This is a genomic window from Paraburkholderia sp., assembly GCF_035948235.1.
Lineage (GTDB): Bacteria > Pseudomonadota > Gammaproteobacteria > Burkholderiales > Burkholderiaceae > Paraburkholderia.
On record NZ_DASZJJ010000256.1, the window covers coordinates 1 to 23522 of the forward strand.

Genomic DNA, 23522 nt, shown 5'->3' on the forward strand with positions numbered 1-23522 from the left:
CATCGCGAACTACGCGGACAAACTGCAAGGCCGCATGTACGGCATCGAGCCGGGCAACGACGGCAACGCGCTGATCCAGAAGATGATCGGCGCGAATCAGTTCGACCTCGGCAAGTTCAAGCTGGTGGAGTCGAGCGAGGCGGGCATGCTGGTGCAGGTCAATCGTGCAATCCGCGACAAGCAGTGGATCGTGTTCCTCGGCTGGGAACCGCATCCGATGAACGTGCAGATGAAGATCGATTACCTCACGGGCGGCGATGCGGTGTTTGGTCCGAACTACGGCGAAGCGCGCGTGCTTACCGCTGTGCCGCCGGACTATAGCGCGCGCTGTCCGAACGTCGCAAAGTTCGTTTCCAACCTGCAATTCACGACCTCGATCGAAAACCATCTGATGGTGCCGATCATGAACAAGGAGGAGCCGGACAAGGCCGCTGCCGCGTGGCTCAAGAGCAATCCGCAGATGCTCGACAAGTGGCTTGCGGGCGTGACGACCTTTGACGGTAAGCCCGGCTTGCCGGCCGTGCGGGCGTATCTGGGCGCGCAGTGATGTGGTGAATAAAAGCAGTCGAGCATGGCGGCAGGCATGAGGTGTGCGCACTCGTGCCATTTGTCTGCGGATTTCCGGTGTGGTTATTTCAGGCGCTGCGCAGCGCCAGACACCGGAAATCCCGATAGGCCCGGCAATTTTGTTCGATTAGCGTTGAACAGAGGAGGAGATCGATGGAGCAAGCAGGATTCGGCACAGGCAGCACAGACAGTGCGGAGGGACGCGCGAGCGAGAGCCCCGGCTCGGGACTGCGGCGCGGCCTTACGTGGAAGGACGCGTTCTGGGTGACGAGCGGTGTGCCCGCAGGCGTGTTGTTCACGCTGGGCGGCGTGTGCGCCACCATCGGCCAGCCCGCGTGGGCGATCTGGATCGCGTCGATCACGATGGGCCTGATCCAGAGCGCGACTTACGCCGAAATTTCCGGCCTCTTTCCGCACAAATCGGGCGGTGCGTCGGTGTATGGCGCAATCGGCTGGGTGCGCTATAGCAAGCTGGTCGCGCCCGTTTCCGTGTGGTGCAACTGGCTCGCTTGGTCGCCGATGCTTGCGCTCGGTTGCGGCCTCGCAGCCAATTACGCGCTGGCGACACTATTTCCTCCTGAAGCGGCGGTGCGCCAATGGCATTGGACCATCGCCAATCTCGGCTTTATCCAGCACGGTCTGACGCTGCGTATCAACGCGACGTTTCTGATTGCAGCGGCGTTTCTGCTCATCACGTTCCGGCTGCAACATAGCGGCGCATCGAAGGCGGCGCGCACCCAGAAGATCCTTGGCATCGCTTCGCTCACGCCGCTCCTGATCGTCGGCATCGTGCCGTTCGTGACGGGCGATATCCCCACGAAGCATCTGTTTCCGCTGCTGCCGCTCGGTCACGATGCGCGCGGCAATCTCACTGCGTCGTTGTTTGGGGCATGGAACGGGCAGGGCGTGGTCATGGCCCTTGGTGCGATGTTCATGGCGGGCTGGGCCTCGTACGGTTTCGAAACGGCGGTTTGCTATACGCGCGAATTCCGCGATCCGCGCCGCGATACGGCGCGCGCGATCTTCTGGTCGGGCGCGCTGTGTCTTGTCGTGATGACGCTCGTGCCGCTGGCGTTTCAGGGTGCGCTCGGCACCCAGGCGATGCTCGATCCGAGCATTGGCGATGGCACCGGCGTCGGCACGGCAATGGCTTCGATCGTTGGCGGCAGCGCGTGGATCGGCAACGCTATCGTCGTCATGCTGATGCTTTCGATCCTGCTGATCGTGATGACGTCGATGATGGGTTCGTCGCGCACGCTTTATCAAGCTTCCCTCGATGGCTGGCTGCCGCGCTATCTCTCGCGTGTGAACGAGCATGGCGCACCGACGGCGGCCATGTGGACCGATCTCGGTTTCAATCTCGTGTTGCTGGCGATGTCGGATTACATGACGGTGCTGTCGATCTCGAACGTCTGCTACATGCTTTTCGTGTTTTTGAATCTGCAATCGGGCTGGATTCATCGTATGGACCGGCCTGCGTGGCATCGCCCGTTTCGTTGCCCGAAGTGGCTGCTGGCGGCAGGCGCGTTGTGCGGTTACGCGAATCTCGTGTTCGTGGGTGCGGGCGCGAATCTGCAAGGCGAAAACACCTTGCGCGATGGTCTTTTCGCGGTGCTGCTGATCGTGCCGGTATTTGCGTATCGTCATTACTGGCAGGATCGCGGGCGTTTTCCGGCGGGCAGCGCGCACGACATGGAACTGGAGGCGACTACACGCAGCCCGTGGAAATCGTTGGCGCCTTATGGCGCGCTGGTGCTGGCCGCATTGACGGTGGCGGTTTCGCATTACCTGGCGGCGCGGGTGTAAGCGGGCCATTTAAACGATGTAGAAAAGCCCCGAATCTGCATGCAGATTCGGGGCTTTTGCTTGGGTAAAACTCGCGGGGATTAGACGGTCGCCGGTTGGTCGCTGCACGTCGTTACGGGATTGGGCGGAACCACGCCGCCGCGCGCCGGTGCGCCATTCGCTACGTAATAAGGCGTTTGCGCCCGCTCCAGCGCCGCGCGTCCGCGAATGCGATCGGCGATTTTCTCGGCCATCATGATGGTCGGCGCGTTGAGATTGCCCGTGGTGATCAGCGGCATGATCGAGGCGTCCACCACGCGCAGCCCGTCGATGCCATGTACGCGGCCTTCGGCATCCACCACGGCCATATTGTCGTAGCCCATCGGGCACGAGCAGGACGGGTGATAAGCCGTCTCGGCGCGGCTGCGCACGAAGGCGACGATCTGCGTATCGGTTTTCAGATCCGCGCCAGGGTTGAGCTCGCGGCCACGGAAGCGATCGAGTGCGGGCTGCGCGATGATCTCGCGCGTGATGCGAATGGCGTCGCGGAACTCACGCCAGTCGAGCGCCTCGGCCATATAGTTGAAGAGAATCGACGGATGCTGGCGCGGGTCGCGCGAGCGCAGTTTCACGCGGCCGCGGCTGGGCGAGCGCATCGATCCCACATGCGCCTGGAAGCCGTGCATCTCGATGGCGTTGCTGCCGTTGTAATTGATCGCGACCGGCAGAAAGTGATACTGGATATTGGGCCAGGGATCGTCGTCGCGCGTGCGGATAAAGCCACCCGCTTCGAAGTGATTGCTCGCGCCGATGCCGGTGCCGCGCAACATCCATTCAAGACCGATTGCGGGTTGATTGCGCAGTTTCAACGCAGGGTAGAGCGATACCGGTTCCTTGCATTCGTACTGCATGTACATTTCCAGGTGGTCCTGAAGATTGCGCCCCACACCCGGCAAATCCAGCACCACGGGAATATCCAGCTCGCGCAGCCATTCGCCGGGGCCGACGCCCGAGCGTTGCAGGATTTGCGGCGAGGCAATCGCGCCCGCGCATAGCAGCACTTCGCGGCGCGCATGACGCGTCACGCGCGCGGGGCCGTCCATGAAGACCACGCCGCGCGCCCGCTTGCCGGAAAACAGAATGCGATCGGTGACGGCGTGCGTCACGATGTCGAGATTGGGACGATGGCGCGCCTGGTCCAGATAGCCACGCGCGGTGCTCGCGCGCCGCCCTTTGGCTGTCACCGTGCGGTCCATCGGGCCGAAGCCTTCCTGACGGTAGCCGTTGAGATCGTCGGTACGCGGATAGCCCGCCTGCACGCCCGCTTCGATCATCGCTTCGAAGAGCGGATTCACGCCGGGCTTGCTGGTCGTCACATGCACGGGGCCGTCGCCGCCGTGATAATCGTTCGCGCCGGCATCGCGCGTTTCCGCCTTGCGAAAATACGGCAGACAGTCCAGATAGCTCCAGTTTTCGAGGCCTTTTATCGCGCTCCAGCCATCGTAGTCGAGCGCGTTGCCGCGGATATAGCACATGCCGTTGATGAGCGACGATCCGCCCAGGCCCTTGCCGCGTCCGCATTCCATGCGGCGGTTGTTCATATGCGGCTCGGGATCGGTTTCGTAGGCCCAGTTATAGCGGCGTCCCTGCAAGGGATAGGCGAGCGCTGCGGGCATCTGCGTGCGAAAGTCGAAGCGGTAGTCGGGGCCGCCAGCTTCGAGCAGCAGCACCTTGACGTCGCGATCTTCGGTGAGGCGCGTGGCGAGCACATTGCCCGCCGATCCCGCGCCGATGATGATGTAGTCGTACTCCTGCGCGGCCATCTGCGGTTCCTCCTCTGCGGCGCGTTTAGAAGACAGGCTGATACGGTCCCAGCTCCACCTGAACGGATTTGATGCGCGTGTAGTGCTCGAGCGTGGTAAGGCCATTTTCGCGGCCGACGCCCGACTGCTTGTAGCCGCCCACGGGCATTTCGGCAGGCGATTCACCCCACGTATTGATCCAGCAGATACCTGCCTCGAGCCGGTGAATCACGCGATGCGCGCGCGCGAGACTTTCCGTGACCACGCCGGCGGCGAGACCGTAAAGCGTGTCGTTCGCGCGCGCGATCACTTCGCTTTCCTCATCGAATACGAGGATGCTCATGACCGGCCCGAAGATTTCCTCGCGCACGATCTGCATTTCGTCGCTGCAATCGGTGAACACGGTGGGCTGCACGAACTGGCCGTGCGCGAACGCGCCATCGATCAAACGCGCGCCGCCCGCAAGCAGCCGCGCGCCTTCGCGCTTGCCGCTTTCGATATAGCCGAGCACCTTGTCGAGCTGGGCCGCGCTGGCAAGCGGGCCGAAGTTGGTAACCGGGTCGTCGGGCTGACCCACGCGGATGCGCGCCACGCGCTCGATCACGCGCGCCTCAAAAGCCTCGCGCACGGCACGATGCACGAACACGCGCGTACCGTTGGTGCAGACCTGGCCGGCGCTAAAGAAGTTGGCCGTCACGGCGATGTCGGCGGCGCGATCGAGATCGGCGTCGTCGAACACGATGAGCGGCGACTTGCCGCCCAGTTCCATCGTCACTTCCTTGAGCGACGAGCCGCCCGCGGCGGCCATGACTTTTTTGCCCGTTTCCACGCCGCCCGTGAACGAAATCTTTTCGATGCCGGGGTGCGTGCTGAGCAGCGCGCCCACGCGTGCGTCGCCTTGCACGACGTTGAATACGCCCGGCGGCACGCCTGCTTCGATATAGATCTGCGCAAGCCGCGAGGCGCTCAGCGGCGTGACTTCACTTGGCTTGAAAATCATCGCGTTACCGGCCGCAAGTGCAGGCGCCGATTTCCAGCAGGCGATCTGCAGCGGATAGTTCCACGCGCCGATGCCCGCCGTCACACCGAGCGGCTCGCGCCGCGTGTAGACGAACGAGCTTTCGCGCAGCGGAATCTGCTGGCCTTCCAGCGCGGGCGCGAGACCGGCGTAGTACTCGATGACGTCCGCGCCCGTGACGATGTCCACGCTGCGCGTTTCGGCAATCGGCTTGCCGGTGTCGAGCATTTCGAGTTGCGCGAGTTCGTCGTTGCGCTCGCGCAGCAATTCCACGGCGCGGCGCAGGATGCGCGAGCGCTGCATGGCCGTCATGGCGGCCCACACGCGCTGGCCGTCACGCGCGGATTGCACCGCGCGTTCGATATCGGCGGCGCTGGCCTGTTGGACGGTCGCGAGCGTGGCGCCCGTGGCCGGATTGCGCGTTTCGAAGGTTTCGCCGCTGGTGGCGTCCGTGTAAGCGCCGTCGATGAAGAGGCGTTCGAGGCTGGTCGAAGTCATGCGTGTCTTGTTCCGGTTCATGCAGCGGTTCAGGCGCGCTGGCGCACACGCGCTGAGGCGTGCGTGTCCAGCAGAAGGTCGATGTAATCGTTGGCCAGACGCAGCGCAGCTTTGGTGTCGAACGGGTCGCCCGTGGTCGCGCCGCGCAGCCACAGCCCGTCGATCATTGCGGCGAGGCCGCTGGCGGCGCGGCGCGCGGCCGTGCGCGGCATCAGCTTGCCGAATTCCGCACAGAGGTTCGAATAAAGCCGCCGCGTGTTGACGTGCTGGAGCCGCCGCAAGGCGGGCACATGCATGCTCTCGGCCCAGAACGCGAGCCAGGTTTTCATCACCGGACCGCTGACCTGCGAGACATCGAAATTGGCGGCGACGATGGCGCGCAACCGCGCGCGCGGCTCACGGCGTGCGGCCTTGAGGCGGCGTTGCGCGGCGGCGCCCAGATCGCGCAGCACATGGCGCATGGTGGCTTCGAGCAGCGCGTCCTTGCCGCCGAAATAGTGGCTGACGATGCCCGTGGAAATGCGCGCGCGCTGCGCGACAGTGGCGAGCGTCGTGCCGGACATACCGGCCTGATCGATGGACTCAAGGGTCGCATCGATAAGCTGGGCGCGGCGGATTTCGCGCATTCCGATCTTGGGCATGGGAACTCCTGGTGCATCTTGAAGGCCTCTACTGTAATTTTTTTTTATTGAACGATCAATCAATAAAAAACCGCAGCAGATCGTGGATGACGCGTTTGCGCTGATGCGCGGCGCTTTCGCGATGGTGGTGACCGGGCATGTCGCTGCAAGCCTGGCGCCTGTCGTTTGGGCGCAAGTCGGCAGAGATTTGGACTTATACGTTTTGCAGGTCCGTGCGCTGCGTGCAGCCCATTCAGCACATGGCCCTTCAACCGTAGTGCGAGTCAGGAGAGACCGACACCATGAAAAGAACGAATGCGGCGGCACTGAGCGCCATTGCACTGGCGACGATGTTGTTGTCCGGCGCTTGCCATGCGCAAAGCAGCGTGACCCTCTACGGCATCATCGACGGCGGCGTGACCTGGGTGAACAACGCGGGCGGCTCGCATCAGGTCAAGTTCGACGACGGCATTTCGTATGCGAACCGCTTTGGCCTCAAGGGCACGGAGGATCTGGGCGGCGGGCTCAAGGCCGTGTTCGAGCTTGAGAGCGGCTTTCACCTTGGCAACGGGCAACTGGCGAATGGCGGGTCGTTGTTCGGGCGCGCGGCTTATGTGGGGCTGCAGAGCGATTGGGGCACGCTCACGTTCGGCAATCAGATCGATATGACGCAGGAGATGGTTTATCTCTTCAACGTCACCGCCTGGGCGAGCGGATATGCCATCAACCAGGGCGATTTCGATCGCATGAACGGCGATCATCTGCCTAACGCGATCAAGTTCATGTCGAATACGTACGCCGGGTTCCAGTTCGGCGGCATGTATTCGTTTAGCAATACGCCGGGAGATTTTCATACTGGCAGCGCCTGGAGCGTGGGCGCGCAGTATCAGCACGGTGACTTTGCGATGGGAACGGCTTATACGCAGTTGAATAATCCCTCGGGGATTTATGCGTTCGATCCTTATGCGATGATCGGCGTGAAGTCGTTTTTCGGCAGGCCGACGGTGAGTGTCGATCCTGCTACGGGAGCTGTGACGGATCTCTATGCGAGCGACTCTTTCCCCGTGGACAAGCAGGGAACCTTTGGCATTGGCGCGAGTTATGTAATCAACGCGGTTACGCTTTCAGGCGATTTCACTTATACGCAGATCAAGGCCTTTGGCGAGAGTGAACATATGCTGGTTGCCGAAGGTGGGGTGAACTGGCAGGTGACGCCCGCGTTTAGCGCGATTGGCGGTTACCAGTACACGCATTTCGACGGGCATCACTGGAATCAGCTTTCGGCTGGGCTGCATTATCTGCTTTCCAAGAATACCGATGTTTATGTCTCCGGCGACTGGCTCAAGGCTTCGCAAGGCGTCGACGCTGTGATCGGCTATAGCTTTACGCCTTCTTCCACGACCACGCAGGCCGATGTGCGCATTGGCATGCGCCATTCGTTTTAAGGCTTTTGGGCGCGGCGCTGATATTCCCTTTGCTGATATGCCAGCGTCGCCCAATGTTCGCTTGTCTCAACCAATCGTGAACGCCGCCATTGCCGACCAGTCCTTTTCACCCATACCGGCCTCCACGGTCTGCGCCATACGGCCATGCACGGCATCGAGCATCGGCAATGCGCGGCCAGCCTGTTCTGCGGCTTCGGTGGCCAGTCGCAGATCCTTCAAACCGAGCGAGGCCTTGAAGCCGGCTTCATACCGGTTCGCGGCGATATTGGCCGAATACACCTGATACGAACGGCTGCCAAACAGCGTATTCAGAATCACATCGAAGAACCGGTCGCGGGCGAGACCATTCGATTCGGTGAGCGCGACGGCCTCGGCCATCGCCTCGATCGACATCGCAATCATCATGTTGCATGCGATTTTTGCGGCATTCGCGGTCGGTGCATCGGCGCCCATGTCCCACACGCGTTTGCTGATCGCATCGAATAGCGGGCTGATCTTCGCGAGCGCATGCGGCGCGCCGGCGGCCAGCACATTCAGTTCGCCAGCGGCGGCCACGTCAGGACGGCCAAGTACGGGCGCCGATACGTAATCGATACCCTGAACCGCGTGCAGCGCGACGAGTTCGCGCGCGAACGCCACGGAGATCGTCGACGTGACGATGTGTACGAGACCGGGCTTCGCATGCTTCAGCACGCCAGGTTCGAGCAGTACGGAACGGATCGCGTTGTCGTCCGAAAGCATGGTCAGCACGGCATCGCCTTGAAACGCTTCGGCGGGCGAGGGCACCATCGTTACGCCTTCCACCGATCCGCCCGAGCGGTTCCACGCCTTCACGGTGTGGCCCGCCTGTGCGAGATTGCGCGCCATCGCGCGGCCCATTGCACCCAGACCAATCATGCCGATATCCATCGTTCTTCTCCTTTTGATAGCCGCGGCTGGCGCAGTCCTTGAATTAAATTAGCGATCACTATATATTTCGACGGACACGCTCGCAAGGAATTTCTATAGTGGTCACTACTTTAATGTCGAAAGCGAAGCCTGCCCGGGGCCGCCCGCGGGCTTTCGACCCCGAGGCGGCGCTGGCTATCGGCCAGCATCTGTTCCATGCCCACGGCTACGAGGGCGTGGGCTTGAGCGCGCTGACGCAAGCGCTGGGCATCAAGCCGCCGAGTTTCTATATGGCGTTTGGCAGCAAGGCGGCGTTCTTCGAGCGCGTCCTGGAGCGCTATGCGCACACGGAATTGCCGTTGACCGACGTGTTGCAGGCCGATCGCCCGCCTGCCGTAGCGCTCGCCGATCTGATCGAGCGCGCGGCCCGTTCATACGCTCGCGATCCGCAACGCCGGGGCTGCCTCGTGCTGGAATCGGCGCGCGGCAGCGACGAAAGCGAAAGCGCGCTGATGGCGCGCCGGACCGCAGAGACCAGGCGCGCGCGATTGAGGGATTTTGTCGCCGCTACGCATCCGGATCGCGCCGATGAGGCGATCGACTTCGTATCGACCGTCATGTCGGGCATGTCGGCGAGTGCGCGCGAAGGGATGGGAGAAGAGCGGCTCCTGAAGGTATCTCGCGCTGCGGCACAAACTATTGCGATTTTGCTGGCTTAGCCATACATCAACCACTACACCATGCTTCGATTCGAAAAACTCAGTAAGCGCTATGGCGATCACGTCATTTTCAAGGGGCTGCACTACGCCGCGGGCAACGGTTGCGTGGCGCTGTGCGACGAGAACGGCAGCGGCAAATCCACCTTGCTCGGCATCCTGGCCGGCATGATCGACGCCGACGAAGGCGAGGTCTGGCTCGACGGTCAATCGCTGCGTACTGCGCCGTTCGAGGCGAAATCGGCGCTCGCCTACGTACCCGAAGACTATCTTGAGCACCCGGCGCAGACGGGACGCGAATTTCTCGATCTTGTGGCGTCCACCAGAAAGACCGCTGTCGATAGCGCTGTGCTCGATCTCGCCGATCGTTTCGGGTTGAGCCCGCATCTGGAGAAGCGTTTCGAGCAGATGTCGCTCGGCACGCGCAAGAAGTTTCTTTTGAGCGCGACCATTATCGGCAATCCGCGCGTCGTCATTGTCGACGAGCCAGTTAATGGCCTCGATGCGGCGGGTCGTGCGGTTCTCGTCGAACTGTTCACGACGCTGGCCACCGAGCGCACGATCTTTTTCGCGAGCCACGACTTGAAGTTCGCGCGGGCCTGCGAGGCAAAAATGGTCAATTTCGCCGATCTCGCGGCTTAAAAACGGAGCCGAAGCGTGCCCGGTCGACTCAAACTTGCGGATGAGCAAAATACTGTATAAATTAACAGTATGTGTATACATCCAGCAGGGAGGTCACATGGAATCGCTTCTGCGTATTGTGAACGACGAGGATCGTCAGGCGCTTGAATGGCTGCTCGCGAACGTGGGCACGAAGCGCGTTGAGGCGGCTGTGCAGCGACTGGCCGTGGGTGGCAGACGTCCATATGTTTCCGCGCTGTGCCGCTACCTCGGTGCGTGGCCACCCGTCCAGCGACGGGTGATCAAGGGCGAGTCGGCGCATACGGCGGTGGGCGATCTGCACCTTGCGCGCATACGTCAGTTTCTGGCGCAAAGCAACGCTGCGAAGGTTCGCGCAAGCTGATTGGCGGGTTCCGGATCGTAAGTCATTTGCAAGAAGTTTGGCAGTGCATAACGAATCGGCGGGCGGCGTGCCAATCAGGCCATCGAGGAAGTGCTAACTGCGCGACGAGGTTATGCTTCGATACCACACTACGCCCGGAGCCGACCCATGAAGACCGTCCGTCGTTTCGCGTTCCTTGTGCTGACCTGCAGCGTCATTGGGCTGTCCCATTCATCGAACGCTTCGACTGACACGCCCCGGCCGCAGCGCAGCCCGATGCAGGTCGTTTCCTTCGGGGACAGTCTTTCGGATGTCGGCACTTACGCGTACGCCCGCCAGTTCGGCGGAGGCACGTACACCACCAATCCGGGCGCGATATCGGTTGTGCTTATCGCGCAGCATTATGGGTCGAGCCTCACTCCGGCGTTGACAGGCGGCTTTGGGCAGCCGGGCGTGGTTCATCTGGACGGATTCGGATACGCGCAGGGCGGCGCGCGCGTCGCGGGGGCGCCGAATCCGGGTGACGCAACGGGCGATACCGGCGAGTTGCAGACTCCACTGACCCTGCAGGTCGCCGCCTATCTCCAGGCGCACACGCGTTTCACCGCTCAGCAAATCGTCTTGATGCAGGGCGGAGCCAATGATGTTCAGGATGCCTATGGAGCCTGGGCCGGAATGGTCGCCAACGGTGCTGACCCGAATGCCTCGTTGCAGGCGGTGCTGCCCTCGCTGAAACAGACGGCGCAGCAATTAGGGGAACTGGTGCACAGCGTGCAACAGCACGGCGCGACCCATATCGTGGTGCAGAACGTACCCGATATCAGCAAGGCGCCGATCGCGAACCTGCTCGAACAACAACTGCCCGGATCCACGAAAGTGCTCCGGCGCATGGCCCAGGCATTCAACGCCGCGCTGGATGACGCGCTGCCTTCGTCGCCGGCCGTGTTGCGCATCGATGCCTTCACGTTCATCGACGAGGTTTCAAAAAACTATCGGCAACTGGGTTTTCGTTTCGACGGCAGCGTCGGCACCCACGTAGCGTGCGCGCCCGCCAGCTTGCCCCCGGCATATCAGGCCGATGACACCAGCGCGCTTTTCTGTTCGCGTGCGACCTATGTGTCACCGCATGCCGACGATATCTACATGTTCGCCGACGCCTATCATCCGGCTACGCATCTGCAAAAAGTCATCGCGGATTACGTGGTGAGCCAGATCGACGCGTGGCTACACTAACAGGCAGGAATCGCGCCACGCATCGAATGGCGCGCTATTCCCAGCCACTGTTAGAATGGCTGCCTTTTTCGTCGGAGTAAGACATGTCCTGGTTCATCTATGAAGTGCCCGAATACAACGAAGACGGGGCGCGCATCGAACCCTTCAGCGACCTTCGCAGCCGTGTCGTCAAAGTCAGCGGGCAGGCCATGGCCGACGAACTGGAGAGCGTGCGCGAGAACGCCGCGACGACCGCCAATTCGCCCACGCGAACGCTGCTCACGGTGGAAAATCCCCACGTATTCCCGATCCCTTACGCCGACTCGATGATCCTGGTCGGCTTTATTTTCGAATTGCAGCGGGAAGGCTGGCAACTGGTGGTGTCGCCCGTGGAAATGCCGTGGCTGAAAGACGCCTGAACAAGCGTCGTCCACGCTAGTTCTGGATATTTTCCTCGCAATCCTTCCAGTACCGCAGCGGATCCAGATGCTGCGGATAGTTTGCGTTGAGCCACACGGAGAGCCGGGTCCAATCCGGATGATTGGTGCCCGTTTTAGCAGACCAGATCGACGATCGTTCCAGAATCTTGTTGTTCTCCCGGTCGCGAACCACCAGACTGCCCAGCCCGTTCGTGCTGTTCGACTGGGATTCGACCAGATATCTGGGCAGAACCCGGAGTTCGGCGTCTTCGGCCCAACCGTATAGCGCGCGGACCACGCCGGCGGCATCGCGCAACTCGATGGGGCCGGTCAACGGGCGCACGGCGGTCCATCCTTCCGGAAAGTCGGCCACGACCTCATGGTTGCCCTGCCGCACCCATTTCATGCGCCATGCCCGCACCATTGCCTCGCGCAAGGCGGCTACCGACTTGTAGCCAGCAGGTAATTCCATGCCTACCGGGAGCGTGACGAGGTTGTCTTTCCAGAGCCGGGATTCGTCGTCGGCGCGCTTGACCAGCTCGACCGGCTTCACCTCAGCGAACGGCCCTGCTTCGAACGGGTTCTGGGGCCGGCTCGACACTTTCACGTCCGCGGCGGGTAGCCCCTCAAAGAGACGTTCGGCGTCAAGACGGGTGAGTTTTGGCTTTCCTTTCTTCATTTGTTCCTCTTTGCATGACTGCGCTTGATGAAAGCGTCAGCCGCCGGCCCGCTTTACGCTATGGCCGGCTTTTTTAAGTTCTTCGATGACGCGTTCGCAATGGTCGCCCTGGATTTCGAGCGTGCCGTCCTTGACCGTTCCACCCGAGCCGCAAGCGGTGCGCAACTGTTTGCCCAGCAAGGCGAGGGCGACGGGATCGAGCGCCAGACCCTTGACGATCGTGACGCTCTTTCCGCCCCGGCCTTTGGTTTCTCGGGAGACCCGCGCGATGCCGTCGCCAGCCGGGCGCGCTTTGGCCGCCTTGCACACGCACTGCGCCAGCGAAAGTCGGCATTCGGGACACATCCGGCCGCCGTCCGTGGAGTAGACGAGACCGCTCTTCGAACTGCTCTTCATGATTACTGCGGTTCCTGTGGAATATAACGCTTATTCGCGCGGCTATTTACGGGTTCTTTCTGCTGGGTCTTCTGCCAGAGGGCTTGCGCAGCGCGGCAGACGCTTCACGCAACAGTTCAAGCCAGTTTTCCTCGTAGCGCACGCCCGCTCGCAACACCAGGTGATGCAGCGCGGTTTCGCGGTCCTTCGGCTCGGCGGGAAAATCCCGATGCTCGATTTCCCGATACAACGCGAGCTTCGCCTCATGCAAACCCATGCGGCGGCGAATTTCTTCTTCCAGCCCCGACGCACCGACCGCCGCCGCCGCGCGCAGGCGCACCATGAACTCATCGCGCAGGGCGGCAGGCTCATCCTGCTGGGCGATCCAGGCCCTCAATTCATCGCGTCCGGCCGGCAACACCCTATAGGCGCGCTTGCGCCCGCGCGTGGACGCTTCCGGGAGCGACTCGATCAGCGCGGCCTCTTCCAGGCGCGCCAGTTCGCGATAGATCTGTTGATGGGTCGCGTGCCAGAAATAACCGATCGAGCGGTCAAAACGAGCGGCAAGTTCCGATCCGGAGCAGGACCGTTCGACAAGTGCGGTGAGCAGGGCGTGCGGGAGTGACATCCGATCAGTGAACCGACAATCCAGTTGGGATGTTAACCCGGATATAGAGGAGGTTTTCGAAATTCTCGCATCTGCTTGACTCTCTATGCAACTGATTGCATTATCGATCGCACCTTAATGCAACCAGTTGCATAAACATGACAAATCCCTATCCCCACTTGTTGCGCCCGCTCGACCTGGGCTTCACTACGCTGAAGAACCGCGTTCTGATGGGTTCCATGCACGTTGGCCTGGAGGAAGCGCCGAATGGTTTCGAGCGTATGGCCGCGTTCTACGCCGAACGCGCGCGCGGCGACGTCGGGCTGATCGTGACCGGCGGCATCGCGCCGAATGAACGCGGCCGCCCCATGCACGGCGGCGCGATGCTCACGACTCAGGAGGAAGCCGAACAGCACCGCACGATCACGCGTGCCGTACATGCCGAAGGCGGCAAGATCGCCATGCAGATCCTGCATTTCGGCCGCTATTCGTATCAGCCGATGCTGGTTGCGCCCAGCGCGCTGCAAGCGCCCATCAATCCGTTCACGCCTCATGAACTGAGCGGCGAAGAAGTCGAAGACACCATCGACGATTTCGTGCGCTGTGCCGCGCTCGCGCAGCATGCGGGCTACGACGGCGTGGAAATCATGGGCTCCGAGGGCTACCTCATCAACGAGTTCATTGCGATGCGCACCAATCATCGCACTGACCGCTGGGGCGGCAGTTACGAAAACCGCATGCGTTTCCCCGTGGAAATCGTGCGCCGCGTGCGCGAACGCGTCGGGCGCGATTTCATCATCATCTACCGGCTTTCGATGCTCGATCTGGTGGAGGGCGGCTCGACGCTGGAGGAGGTGGTCCAGCTTGCCCAGGCTGTCGAACAGGCCGGCGCGACCATCATCAATACCGGCATCGGCTGGCACGAGGCGCGTATTCCCACCATCGCCACCAAGGTGCCGCGTGGCGCGTGGGCGTGGGTTACGCAGCAACTGATGGGCAAGGTCTCGGTGCCGCTCGTGGCGACCAATCGCATCAACACGCCCGAGCTTGCCGAACAACTGCTCGCCGAAGGCGCGTGCGACATGATTTCGATGGCGCGCCCGTTCCTTGCCGATGCCGCTTTCGTGCGCAAGGCCCGCGAGGGCCGCGCGGACGAAATCAATACCTGCATCGGCTGCAATCAGGCCTGTCTCGACCATACCTTCGCGGGCAAGGTGACATCCTGTCTCGTCAATCCGCGCGCCTGTCACGAGACGGAAATTGACATCAAGCCAGCCGGGCAACGCAAGCGCGTGGCGATCGTAGGCGCGGGGCCCGCCGGTCTTGCCTGTGCGGTGACGGCGGCGAGCCGTGGGCATGCCGTGACGCTCTTCGAAGCCAGCGAGGAGATCGGCGGCCAGTTCAACATCGCCAAAAAAGTGCCGGGCAAGGAGGAGTTCAACGAGACCTTGCGCTACTTCCGCCGCCAGATCGAATTGACGGGCGTGGAGCTGCGTCTGGCCACGCGCGCAAGCGCCGAAGCGCTGATGCAGGAAGGTTTCGACGAGATCGTAGTGGCGACTGGTGTGTTGCCGCGCGAACTGCGCATCGAAGGCGCGGGCCACGCGAAGGTGCTGGGCTATCTGGACGTGTTGCGCGACGGCAAGCCGGTAGGCAGGGACGTGGCCATTGTGGGCGCGGGCGGCATTGGCTTCGACGTGGCCGAATATCTCGTACACGAAGGCGAATCCGCGAGTCTCGACGCGCAAAAATTCTTCGCCGAATGGGGCGTGGACACCAGCTACGCCGAACGCGGCGGATTGCGTCGGGCTGCGGTTGGCGCGGCTGCGCGCCGCGTCCAGCTACTGCAACGCCGGCGCTCGAAGGTGGGCGACAATCTTGGCAAGACCACGGGGTGGATTCACCGCACGGAGTTGAAGGCGCGCGGCGTCGGCATGTCGTCGTCGGTGGAATATCAGCGCATCGACGATGACGGGCTGCATGTGAGCGTTGACGGCGTGCCGCAAACGCTCGCCGTGGATAACGTGGTGATCTGCGCGGGACAGGAGCCGCTGCGCGAACTGGCCGATCAGTTGCAGGCCGCCGGGCGCAAGGCGCACTTGATCGGCGGTGCGTCCGAAGCCGCCGAGCTAGATGCCAAGCGCGCCATTCACGAGGGCACCACGCTTGCTGCTGCGCTATAAGCGTCCACTTTCCTTATTCGATATGGAGTCCGTATGAATCACGCAGAACTCAATCTGCCGCCCGCCGTCGCGCGATCCCTTGCGACCTGGCATGAGCTCGTGGCGAGCAAGGATCTCAGCAGTCTGGAGTCGATTGTTCATCCCGAAGCCGTGTTCCGCTCGCCGATGGCGTTCAAGCCTTATGGGCCCGCGCCCGCCCTGTTGATGGCGCTGCGCACGGTGATCACGATTTTCCAGGACTTTACCTATCACCGGCAGTTCAGCAGCGCCGATGGACTCGACATCGTGCTCGAGTTCAGTGCGACCGTGCAGGACAAGCAGCTCAAGGGCATCGACATGATCCGCTTTAACGAGGCGGGGCAGATCGTCGAGTTCGAGGTGATGATCCGGCCGTTCAATGCGCTGCAGGCGTTGGGCGCGGAAATGGGCGCGCGTCTCGCGCAGTTTCTGCCTGCGTATAAGGTCTGAGACGGTCGGCCACCGGACCGGCGCTGCCGCGCAACCGGACGGGCAGCGCGTGCGCCCGGGCGACGCGAGATCAATGTGAGTCGTCGAGGTCGATGTGGACCGGTGCCGGGCCGGTGCTATCCGCAGTGGAAATTTTCTCGGGCACGCCGACAACAGTCGCACCAGACAGAGGGCGATCGTCGCCTGAGGTGCGGCTTCCTGCTGTATCGACACCGGAGCCGGGCGCGCTGGCCATTGCGGTGCCGTTTTTGTTGGTCTTATGACGCAGCGCCGTTCGATGCTGGGCGGAGGGAGTCGTTCCCGGCCTGGATGCGCTGCCTGAGCGCGCCGCATTGACGGCGACCGGCAACGGCGCAGGAGGAACGATCCCGCTGACAACCGTCGTATCCGTCATTTTCCAGTAGCGTGCATTGAGGGCCTTTTGCTGGATGCCCAACAGATGCCCATCTTCCAGGGCGAAATTCACGGGTGTATCGCAGTCGTTCCGAAGATCGTAGTGGTCGACTTCGTGCTGCTTGACGAGCAGCGTGCGGTAGACGTATGGGCACGCCGGACGCGGAATGCGCAACGTCACATAGGTCTCGTTGTTGGCGCTCAGTACGCTGTCGACCTGCACGCCATCTGTGCGGGCCACGTCGAAAATGGCCTGACGATCGTAAAGCTTGATCTGGTAGCGGCCATCCAGCGTGCGGCGCAGCACGGCGTTGCCGAAAGCCGTCTGGAACGGGTACAGCTTTTTCGCTGTGACCTCGTCGGCGTCGATCCGCAACGCGCCGTGCGAATCGACTGCGCATCCCGTCAAAGCCAGGGTGCCGCTCAACAGCGCAGGCGCGAGCACGGCCGCGAATAAGCTTGTTCGGCGAGCGCGCAGAAAAGCATTCATATCGAAATCAAGAGACATAGTGGATGGGTGGCGGGCAACAGGGCGAGAAGCGGTCCCACATCTCGCCGTTGCAGTTCAAACGTTGATTCAATGCGTTATGGCTTCGTCAGACGGGCGGATGTCCTTGTGCCACCGCACGAACGGCGCGCGCTTCGCCTTGAGCCGCGGCTTGCTTCCATAGATGCATGGCCTCCTGTCGATCCGCCTGGGGCATCCCATAGCCGTACCAGTCCATCAAGCCGAGGTTATACATATCCACCGCTTGTCCGGCATTCGCGCTCAAGGTGAACCACTTGCGCGCCTCGCTGAGATTTTGCGCAACCGTGCGTCCGCTGCCGTAAATCATCCCCAACTGATGCATTGCATCGGTATTGCCAAGATTGGCCGCGCTCGTCAGCGCGGCAAGTCCATTGCGCATATCCGGCTTGTGGTGCCAGTCGGACGTCAACAACTCGCCCACGGCTTCGAGCGAGACCGCATCGAGCGGGTTAGCCTGCACACCGCGCTGCGCCCACTGCAAGGCCTGCGCGCGAAGTTGCGGTGTTTCGTGGGCGAGCGAATGATGGTCGTCGTCGTACATCAGCGAGACCGCGTAGGGGCCGAACGCCTGGGTATTGCCGCCTTCGGCCTGCGCTCGCAGCATGGCGCGCGCCTGGGCGTACTGACCTTGCCGGCGCAGCGTCATGGCCGCCGCGATTTCCGGGCTCGCGGCGGGCGTAGCGGCAACGCCGCTCTGCATCGAACCCGACGGCGCGGCGACTGAACTTCTCCACAATCCGTGCAGTGGAAAGAGCAACAGCAGGGCGGATGCCGCGACCAATGGCGTGCCAATCAAGGCCTGCGCAAAGCGATGTTTGCGGCCTTTGAGCACAAGGCCCAAGGCCCGCTCGCCCTGTTGCTTTCCGCCTAGCGCCTTTGCCAGCACCGAGCAAGCCCGGCGTTTGAAGACCAGGTCAGCAATGGGAATCGAGGCAAGACCGGCCAGCGCGGCCCAGCCGCCGCCCGCGAATACACCGACGCCCACTCCAGCGGCCGCCACGACCAGCGGAATGCGCCACGCCAGCCTTTTTGCTTCCCGGGTGTAAATCTGCCGGAGCGCGGCCAGCATGGAATCGTGCACCTGGGTCACGTATTCGGCGGAGGTGAGGACATGCAGTTTGTCCAGCGCCGCGCCGGATAGTGTCGCTTCGACAATCTCGGTGTTGATTTCCGATTGAATCATCTGATGCAGCGGGTTTGCCAGCGTCTGAACCGAGGTGGCAAAAATGCCCTCGCCACTCGCGATCACCAGCGCATTGCGCAAGGACTCCAGATCGGCGCGCAGCAGGGTCTCGACCATATTGTCGAGGTCGAGCCATTCGAGCGATCGGCCATACGCTACAAGGTGATAGTCGCGCTGATTGCAGACCGCATCCAGATGCGCGATACGCAACGTCGCCGTGTAATTCGCCGTGATCGCTTTCGGGTAGTCGTCGTTATCCACACCGATGCGCGTGAGCGTCAAGCCCGGGGTCTGCGCCGCCAAGCCGTGCAGGCCCAGCTTCGCCTCGATTTCAGCGGCCCGTGGATCGACCTCGCCCGCAAACGACGCCTTGTAGGCTGGCGTGCCGTGTACGTCCGTCCATGAGCAGGTGCCGGTTTGCCCCGACCCTACGCACGACGCGCAGATGATTTTGCCCGAGCCCTGACAAGGGCTGCAGGTGACACGGCCCGTCGCGCGACAGGTCGAACACGATACGCGCGACGTGCCATTGCATTGGTTGCACGTGACCTTGCCGTGAAAGCAGCCGTAGGCGGTGCAAGGATGGGTTTCGTAACGCGTCTGGTAGTGGCTATCGGTGCGGGAGATGCCGTCCGCGCCGGTGACCGTGACGTAGGTGGTGTAGCCCACTTCGCGCGTGACGGTCCCCATGCCGTTGCAATTGCCACAGTTCTTCTTGCCGAAGACGCAGCCCCATGCCGTGCATGGGGTCTCGCGCGTGCCGTGGCAGGTCTGGCAGGTGTTATAGCCTTGGCCAAAGCAGGTATGGCAGCGGTTTTTACCTTTGCCGCTGCAACCCGAGCAGGTGTCCAGATTCCAGAACCGGCCGGCATGTCCGAGATAGACATCGCCTTCGGATGCGAAGTCATAGGGCGTCTGCGCACGCTTGAGCGCGCCTGTGAGGACCCGCCTGGCTTCACGCAGGCGATCTGCAACTTGCGCGGCGGCGTCTTGGTAAGGGTTACGGCTCTGCTTATCCGCGGAACCGCGCGCGCCCAGAAAATGTCCGTTAATCTCGATCGACTTCGTGCGCGCATCGAGCGTGTGACGGACCTCGAACGTCATTGCCTGATCGACGGAGGTTTCCGCGGCGCACTGCACGTCCTCGGGCGTAAAGCGCGTGCTGGCGCTGATGAGCGCGCGAATTTTCCCCCGAAGGGTCGACGTTTGCTCAAGGTCTGGCTCGAATGTTTCACCGGCTTGCGTTTCCGATTGCGCTTCAGATTGCGCTTGCGCCGCTTCCGGGTTGCCGGCATTCCCTGCCGCAACGTCCTTGCCGTCCGTTGCCTCTCGCTGACCGTCCAACGTGCTCATCTACCTCATCCCCGTGTATTGATTGACCTGCCATGGCCGCCGGCTCCCGTCGATGCGGGAGGGCGGCGTTAGTTCAAGTGCAGGATGTTGCCAGGCTGGCCTGCGTTGCCCGCGTCCACGTCCACATCGACGAAGGATGCCGGCGGCGCCTGGTCACCCCGAATGGCGGCAAAAGTGGCGCCTGCCGGCGAATCCGGCTTGAGCCGGTAAAGCACGGCGACACCCCGCGCGCGCAACAAGGCTTCGAATTGAATCAGGGCTTTGCAGGCGGAAAGATCGACGCGCTGCAATGCCCGCAGGTCGAATTCGATCGCCGTGCAGCCCGGCTCAGCCACAACACGAGCGAGCAGGGGCTCGCATACCTTGCGATCGACGACATGCCCGAGCAGTGCGCCGCCAAGCCCGACGTCGATACGCGCCGGGTGGACCTCGATCCGGACTTCGAGGCCGCGCGGTGGCCATAGCAGTGGCAATACCCCCAGCGCGCAGCCTGCGGCAAAGCCGTCGCTAGGTTCGCCCGTCACGATGGTGACGAGCGCAACCGTCACGAAGAGCCACATCGCTGCCGCCACGACCTGGCGCGGCTGCATGTCGGAGAACGTGAGACGCGTGATGAGCTTCGACCAGTCGTCGAGCATGTCGAGCGCCATCGCGATCATGACGCCGGCCGCGGCGAGTTTAGGCACATAGGAAAGCAGCCGGGAGCAGAACAGGATCAGGGCGAGTGTGAGAAGGGCGTGCAGGATGGCGGTCCAGCGCGTACGCGCTCCGGCGGCGAGCGCCATGTTCGTGCGGGTAAGCGAGCCGACGACCGGCAGCAGTCCCGCGCCCGCGCACAGCAGATTGAGCACGCCGTGCATCAGCAGATCGCGATTGGGCTTGGCGCGCGCATGGGTCGATGACTCGATGTTGGCAATCGCAATGAGCGTGTCGAGCGAGGCAAGTACGCCGATCAGCGCGCCATAGACGCCGATCTGCGCGAGTATCGCGCCGTCCAGCAACGAGAACGTGTGCGTCCAGCGTTCGACGGCACCGGAGCCGATCCCGCCCGGATCGAAGCCGCTGATGCCGAGCGTGCGGCAATCGGCGGCGGGCGGTGCGAAACCCAGTACAGCGTAATAAGCGGCGCTGCCCGCGAGCAGCGTCCAGAAGAGCGACAGGCCTTTGGGCAGGCTGTATCCGCGCCGTGCCGCGAAGCCCACGCCATAGACCCAGCCGAAGTGCGCGGCGAGCCCCGCAGCGATCACGACGAGCGTTGGAGGCCATTCGAGCGCACAGTGCGTGACGGTCTGCACCTGGCTTTCGATGGCAAGGGCCGCCGCGCCGAACAGCAAGCCCGAGAACACGGGCGCGGGCACCATGCGCGCCAGCGTGCCCGCCTTGAACGCGGCAAGCAGCAACTGCGTGATGGCGGCGACCGCTACCGCGAGTGCGGCGCAGCCTAGCAGGGCAGGCAAGCCGTGCGCCGCCAGGCGGGGTTGGGCGGCGAGCGTCGCGAGCAGATTGGAAAATAGGACAGTGGCGGCGACACGCGGTCCCGAGATGAGCGGCTGGATCGAGCCGCCCAGCGCGATGCCGATCAGGCCCACCACGGCGGTCAGCACGCCCATCATGGCGCCGAGCGCGACCGCCTGGCTGCCCGGCAGGCTGGAGGTCGCCTGGGTGCCGAGGCCGATGTATTCGGCGCATGATGCGACGCTCAGCAGAATCGCCGCGAGCAGTTCGGGCATGAGGCGCGTGGCGAGCGGCGGCGGCGCGTGGCGCGGCGAGGCGATGGGCGGGCGCATTTCAGTGCGTCCTGCAGGCGGTCTGGAGCCGCACGTCGTCGATCACCGCCGATTCGCGCAGCGCGGCAGCGGTCTCGGCGAGCGGCTGGGCGTCGGACAGGCGCACGAGGTACGCGCTGTTCTCGTCCGGCCCGTACACGATCGTCGCGCCGTACTGCGTCAGCAGCAGGGTGATATCGCGCTCGGTTGCCGTGCGCCTGAAGGTCAGCGCGAGCGTGCTGCATGCGCTCGCGCTGCCGACGCCGCGCGTCGCGGCCAGGCCCGCCGCCGGGGCGTGCAATTGCCCGACGCCCTTCAGGAAGCCCGCAAGCATGCCGGCCTCAAGCAGTACGAACACTAGAACGAAGGCGCTGCGCCGGCTCAGGAAATCGGACAGTTGGGTCAGCATGCGTGGCCTGGCGGTTTCAGGTGGTGGAACGGATGGAACCATCTGCCGGCGCATCGGCGGTGTGAGCGCCGATGATCGCAGCGGTGTGGATCGCGGTGATCGGGATCTGGCCGAGCACCGCATCATGCGCATTGGCGGCAAGCAGCCGGGGCAGGTTCCATTCGCAGGTCGGGAACATGCCGAGCGGGCAATCGCTGCACGGGTCGGCGGTGCGCCGGTTGCGCCACGCCAGCAGCAGCTTGAGCATCGCGCCGAACGCGAACAGGACCGCCGCCTTGAACATCCACATCGGCGCGAAGTAGGTCACGCAGAACAGCCCGCTCACCAGATAACTGCCGCTCGCGAATCCCAGCAGGATGCGCGCGAATATCTTGAAGCGCTTCGCCTGCCAAAGCGGCTGCAATGCGGTCGGCACAAGTAGCAGCAGGTGAAAGACGATCCATTGCGCCATCGACCAGCTTTGCCAGCCGATTGCACAGGCCGCCGCAATGCCGAGCGGCGCGCCGAGTGCGACGCAGCTGCAGCCAAGGCATAGAGGCCGCCCGAACGGCCGTATCAGGTGATGATCGTGGCGCTCGCAATGCGGGTGATGCGCCCAGCGCAACATGCCGGAGCCGGGCGCGAGCCGCTTGATTTCGCCGGGCGAAGGCATCGGAACGAAACCCTCGCCCAGGCCGGAGCGGGCCTCACTCATTGCGACGGAACACCATCACCAGCACGCTCTTCGAGCCGCCGCAGGTGGCGGTCGACGACTGATAAACCTGCACGAGCCAGTAGCCTTCGGCGGCCATGCGGTTGGCGTGGCGCTCGCAGGAGGCGGTGTCGTACGGCTTGCCGCAGGCGCCTTCGATCGTGATGAACTTGTACATGAGGTTGCCCTGTTGAGATGGATCAGTTGACGGTGTGCGTGGCGAGCATCGCGTAGGTATGGGTGTCCGGAATGCCCGCGACGACCTGCAGATCGACCTTGCGCTCGGCGACCTGCACGCCGTTGACGTACAGCGTCGACTTGACCGGGTAGGCGCCCTGCGGCACGCCTTGCGGCATCGGGATGGTGAAGCTGCTGCTGAACGCGCCTGCGCTGGCGGTCTGGTTCACCGGCTTGCGCACCGATTTGGCGATCGAGCCGTCGGGCTTGTAGATCGTGGCCTCTTCTTCGATCGTCGGGTCGGCGGCGTCGCGCTTGCCCTTGACGACCTCGATATACGAATGCAGCGTTGCCTTCTCGCCCGCCGAGATGGATGCAGGCGTAAACGACGTGTTGTATTTGACCACCGACGCCTGTTCCGGCAAGCGGCCACCGTGTCCGGCCTGGTAGTCGGCCTGGGCCTGCTGGGCGGTCTTGATCTGCTTCGCCTCATAGTCCACGGCTGCGCAGACCAGCGCCGCGATGCCCGCGCCAATCGCCGCACCGGCGGCACGGTTGCCACCCGCGACGATTGCGCCGAGCGCCGCGCCGCCCACGCCGGCGATCAGCGGATTGCATGAAATATTGGCGAATTTGGCTTTTGCGTCGTTCATGTCGGCGCAACCGGCCAGTACGGCAGCGAGCGTGACGCCGGCAATCAGCCGCTTCGAAACGTAGATGACTTCCATTGCTTCCT

24 protein-coding genes are annotated in these 23522 nt (G+C 63.0%); 10 read left to right on the forward strand and 14 right to left on the reverse strand.

What is annotated here, in order from left to right; translation table 11 throughout:
• Nucleotides 1–547 (forward strand): glycine betaine ABC transporter substrate-binding protein (locus VG320_RS22315; protein ID WP_327202240.1); only part of this gene is annotated, 547 nt, incomplete at its 5' end.
• Between the two features lie 173 nt (nucleotides 548–720).
• Nucleotides 721–2373 carry an APC family permease gene (locus VG320_RS22320; protein ID WP_414696096.1) on the forward strand — a complete coding sequence of 551 codons (1653 nt, stop codon included), beginning with the start codon at nucleotides 721–723 and terminating at the stop codon, nucleotides 2371–2373.
• Between the two features lie 80 nt (nucleotides 2374–2453).
• On the opposite strand, the gene betA is transcribed toward VG320_RS22320, so the two are convergent.
• The 3 genes from betA to betI are packed head-to-tail and all read right to left on the reverse strand — an operon-like array spanning nucleotide 2454 to nucleotide 6311.
• Complete coding sequence (gene betA, locus VG320_RS22325) at nucleotides 2454–4175, reverse strand: choline dehydrogenase (RefSeq protein WP_327202241.1); 1722 nt, start codon at nucleotides 4173–4175, stop codon at nucleotides 2454–2456.
• A 25-nt stretch (nucleotides 4176–4200) separates the two neighbouring features.
• The gene (gene betB / locus VG320_RS22330) at nucleotides 4201–5670 is read right to left on the reverse strand and encodes a betaine-aldehyde dehydrogenase (protein WP_327202242.1); all 1470 of its coding nucleotides are present in this window, start codon (nucleotides 5668–5670) and stop codon (nucleotides 4201–4203) included.
• A 29-nt stretch (nucleotides 5671–5699) separates the two neighbouring features.
• Nucleotides 5700–6311, reverse strand: a complete 612-nt coding sequence (gene betI, locus VG320_RS22335; protein ID WP_327202243.1) for a transcriptional regulator BetI — start codon at nucleotides 6309–6311, stop codon at nucleotides 5700–5702.
• A 281-nt stretch (nucleotides 6312–6592) separates the two neighbouring features.
• Here betI and VG320_RS22340 point away from each other — a divergent pair, with 281 nt between their 5' ends.
• Complete coding sequence (locus tag VG320_RS22340) at nucleotides 6593–7735, forward strand: porin (protein ID WP_327202244.1); 1143 nt, start codon at nucleotides 6593–6595, stop codon at nucleotides 7733–7735.
• Between the two features lie 66 nt (nucleotides 7736–7801).
• Here the strand turns inward: VG320_RS22340 and VG320_RS22345 are convergent, their stop codons facing one another.
• Complete coding sequence (locus VG320_RS22345; RefSeq protein WP_327202245.1) at nucleotides 7802–8644, reverse strand: NAD(P)-dependent oxidoreductase; 843 nt, start codon at nucleotides 8642–8644, stop codon at nucleotides 7802–7804.
• Between the two features lie 98 nt (nucleotides 8645–8742).
• Between VG320_RS22345 and VG320_RS22350 the strand changes: the two genes are divergently transcribed.
• From VG320_RS22350 to VG320_RS22370, 5 genes are all read left to right on the forward strand, one after another.
• Nucleotides 8743–9342, forward strand: coding sequence for a TetR/AcrR family transcriptional regulator (locus tag VG320_RS22350; protein WP_327202246.1), 600 nt, complete (start codon nucleotides 8743–8745; stop codon nucleotides 9340–9342).
• A gap of 21 nt (nucleotides 9343–9363) precedes the next feature.
• Nucleotides 9364–9981, forward strand: a complete 618-nt coding sequence (locus VG320_RS22355; protein WP_327202247.1) for an ABC transporter ATP-binding protein — start codon at nucleotides 9364–9366, stop codon at nucleotides 9979–9981.
• Nucleotides 9982–10078: 97 nt separating this feature from the next.
• On the forward strand, nucleotides 10079–10363 hold the full coding sequence (locus VG320_RS22360) for a hypothetical protein (RefSeq protein WP_327202248.1): 285 nt from the start codon (nucleotides 10079–10081) through the stop codon (nucleotides 10361–10363).
• Between the two features lie 147 nt (nucleotides 10364–10510).
• Nucleotides 10511–11575: an SGNH/GDSL hydrolase family protein gene (locus VG320_RS22365; RefSeq protein ID WP_327202249.1), complete on the forward strand. Its 1065-nt coding sequence runs from the start codon at nucleotides 10511–10513 to the stop codon at nucleotides 11573–11575.
• Nucleotides 11576–11658: 83 nt separating this feature from the next.
• Nucleotides 11659–11973, forward strand: coding sequence for a helicase (locus VG320_RS22370; RefSeq protein ID WP_327202250.1), 315 nt, complete (start codon nucleotides 11659–11661; stop codon nucleotides 11971–11973).
• Between the two features lie 16 nt (nucleotides 11974–11989).
• Here VG320_RS22370 and VG320_RS22375 read toward each other — a convergent pair whose 3' ends face one another.
• From VG320_RS22375 to VG320_RS22385, 3 genes are read right to left on the reverse strand one after another with little or no spacing between them, the layout of a single operon-like run.
• Nucleotides 11990–12652 (reverse strand): hypothetical protein, encoded by a 663-nt coding sequence (locus VG320_RS22375; protein ID WP_327202251.1) that lies wholly within the window; start codon nucleotides 12650–12652, stop codon nucleotides 11990–11992.
• Nucleotides 12653–12688: 36 nt separating this feature from the next.
• On the reverse strand, nucleotides 12689–13048 hold the full coding sequence (locus VG320_RS22380) for a translation initiation factor Sui1 (RefSeq protein WP_327202252.1): 360 nt from the start codon (nucleotides 13046–13048) through the stop codon (nucleotides 12689–12691).
• A 46-nt stretch (nucleotides 13049–13094) separates the two neighbouring features.
• On the reverse strand, nucleotides 13095–13655 hold the full coding sequence (locus tag VG320_RS22385) for a PadR family transcriptional regulator (protein WP_327202253.1): 561 nt from the start codon (nucleotides 13653–13655) through the stop codon (nucleotides 13095–13097).
• Nucleotides 13656–13792: 137 nt separating this feature from the next.
• Here VG320_RS22385 and VG320_RS22390 point away from each other — a divergent pair, with 137 nt between their 5' ends.
• Both VG320_RS22390 and VG320_RS22395 read left to right on the forward strand, forming a co-directional pair.
• On the forward strand, nucleotides 13793–15817 hold the full coding sequence (locus VG320_RS22390; RefSeq protein WP_327202254.1) for an NADPH-dependent 2,4-dienoyl-CoA reductase: 2025 nt from the start codon (nucleotides 13793–13795) through the stop codon (nucleotides 15815–15817).
• A gap of 33 nt (nucleotides 15818–15850) precedes the next feature.
• Nucleotides 15851–16285 carry a nuclear transport factor 2 family protein gene (locus VG320_RS22395; RefSeq protein WP_327202255.1) on the forward strand — a complete coding sequence of 145 codons (435 nt, stop codon included), beginning with the start codon at nucleotides 15851–15853 and terminating at the stop codon, nucleotides 16283–16285.
• A gap of 70 nt (nucleotides 16286–16355) precedes the next feature.
• On the opposite strand, the gene VG320_RS22400 is transcribed toward VG320_RS22395, so the two are convergent.
• From VG320_RS22400 to VG320_RS22430, 7 genes are all read right to left on the reverse strand, one after another.
• The gene (locus VG320_RS22400; RefSeq protein ID WP_327202256.1) at nucleotides 16356–17168 is read right to left on the reverse strand and encodes a hypothetical protein; all 813 of its coding nucleotides are present in this window, start codon (nucleotides 17166–17168) and stop codon (nucleotides 16356–16358) included.
• A 106-nt stretch (nucleotides 17169–17274) separates the two neighbouring features.
• Nucleotides 17275–19743, reverse strand: a complete 2469-nt coding sequence (locus VG320_RS22405) for a hypothetical protein (protein WP_327202257.1) — start codon at nucleotides 19741–19743, stop codon at nucleotides 17275–17277.
• A gap of 68 nt (nucleotides 19744–19811) precedes the next feature.
• Nucleotides 19812–21530 (reverse strand): SulP family inorganic anion transporter, encoded by a 1719-nt coding sequence (locus tag VG320_RS22410; RefSeq protein WP_327202258.1) that lies wholly within the window; start codon nucleotides 21528–21530, stop codon nucleotides 19812–19814.
• Between the two features lies 1 nt (nucleotide 21531).
• On the reverse strand, nucleotides 21532–21918 hold the full coding sequence (locus VG320_RS22415; RefSeq protein WP_327202259.1) for a hypothetical protein: 387 nt from the start codon (nucleotides 21916–21918) through the stop codon (nucleotides 21532–21534).
• Between the two features lie 16 nt (nucleotides 21919–21934).
• Nucleotides 21935–22612 (reverse strand): hypothetical protein, encoded by a 678-nt coding sequence (locus tag VG320_RS22420; protein WP_327202260.1) that lies wholly within the window; start codon nucleotides 22610–22612, stop codon nucleotides 21935–21937.
• Nucleotides 22605–22787, reverse strand: a complete 183-nt coding sequence (locus VG320_RS22425) for a hypothetical protein (protein WP_103704897.1) — start codon at nucleotides 22785–22787, stop codon at nucleotides 22605–22607. The genes VG320_RS22420 and VG320_RS22425 overlap by 8 nt, the downstream gene beginning before the upstream one ends.
• Before the next feature lie 22 nt (nucleotides 22788–22809).
• The gene (locus tag VG320_RS22430; protein WP_327202261.1) at nucleotides 22810–23514 is read right to left on the reverse strand and encodes a hypothetical protein; all 705 of its coding nucleotides are present in this window, start codon (nucleotides 23512–23514) and stop codon (nucleotides 22810–22812) included.
• Nucleotides 23515–23522 lie beyond the last annotated feature (8 nt).

Coding starts and splice junctions, on each gene's coding strand:
- VG320_RS22320 (WP_414696096.1), top strand. CDS start 721: ATGGAGCAAGCAGGATTCGGCACAGGCAGCACAGACAGTGCGGAGGGA.
- betA (WP_327202241.1), bottom strand. CDS start 4,175: ATGGCCGCGCAGGAGTACGACTACATCATCATCGGCGCGGGATCGGCG.
- betB (WP_327202242.1), bottom strand. CDS start 5,670: ATGACTTCGACCAGCCTCGAACGCCTCTTCATCGACGGCGCTTACACG.
- betI (WP_327202243.1), bottom strand. CDS start 6,311: ATGCCCAAGATCGGAATGCGCGAAATCCGCCGCGCCCAGCTTATCGAT.
- VG320_RS22340 (WP_327202244.1), top strand. CDS start 6,593: ATGAAAAGAACGAATGCGGCGGCACTGAGCGCCATTGCACTGGCGACG.
- VG320_RS22345 (WP_327202245.1), bottom strand. CDS start 8,644: ATGGATATCGGCATGATTGGTCTGGGTGCAATGGGCCGCGCGATGGCG.
- VG320_RS22355 (WP_327202247.1), top strand. CDS start 9,364: ATGCTTCGATTCGAAAAACTCAGTAAGCGCTATGGCGATCACGTCATT.
- VG320_RS22360 (WP_327202248.1), top strand. CDS start 10,079: ATGGAATCGCTTCTGCGTATTGTGAACGACGAGGATCGTCAGGCGCTT.
- VG320_RS22365 (WP_327202249.1), top strand. CDS start 10,511: ATGAAGACCGTCCGTCGTTTCGCGTTCCTTGTGCTGACCTGCAGCGTC.
- VG320_RS22370 (WP_327202250.1), top strand. CDS start 11,659: ATGTCCTGGTTCATCTATGAAGTGCCCGAATACAACGAAGACGGGGCG.
- VG320_RS22375 (WP_327202251.1), bottom strand. CDS start 12,652: ATGAAGAAAGGAAAGCCAAAACTCACCCGTCTTGACGCCGAACGTCTC.
- VG320_RS22380 (WP_327202252.1), bottom strand. CDS start 13,048: ATGAAGAGCAGTTCGAAGAGCGGTCTCGTCTACTCCACGGACGGCGGC.
- VG320_RS22385 (WP_327202253.1), bottom strand. CDS start 13,655: ATGTCACTCCCGCACGCCCTGCTCACCGCACTTGTCGAACGGTCCTGC.
- VG320_RS22390 (WP_327202254.1), top strand. CDS start 13,793: ATGACAAATCCCTATCCCCACTTGTTGCGCCCGCTCGACCTGGGCTTC.
- VG320_RS22395 (WP_327202255.1), top strand. CDS start 15,851: ATGAATCACGCAGAACTCAATCTGCCGCCCGCCGTCGCGCGATCCCTT.
- VG320_RS22400 (WP_327202256.1), bottom strand. CDS start 17,168: ATGAATGCTTTTCTGCGCGCTCGCCGAACAAGCTTATTCGCGGCCGTG.
- VG320_RS22405 (WP_327202257.1), bottom strand. CDS start 19,743: ATGAGCACGTTGGACGGTCAGCGAGAGGCAACGGACGGCAAGGACGTT.
- VG320_RS22410 (WP_327202258.1), bottom strand. CDS start 21,530: ATGCGCCCGCCCATCGCCTCGCCGCGCCACGCGCCGCCGCCGCTCGCC.
- VG320_RS22415 (WP_327202259.1), bottom strand. CDS start 21,918: ATGCTGACCCAACTGTCCGATTTCCTGAGCCGGCGCAGCGCCTTCGTT.
- VG320_RS22420 (WP_327202260.1), bottom strand. CDS start 22,612: ATGAGTGAGGCCCGCTCCGGCCTGGGCGAGGGTTTCGTTCCGATGCCT.
- VG320_RS22425 (WP_103704897.1), bottom strand. CDS start 22,787: ATGTACAAGTTCATCACGATCGAAGGCGCCTGCGGCAAGCCGTACGAC.
- VG320_RS22430 (WP_327202261.1), bottom strand. CDS start 23,514: ATGGAAGTCATCTACGTTTCGAAGCGGCTGATTGCCGGCGTCACGCTC.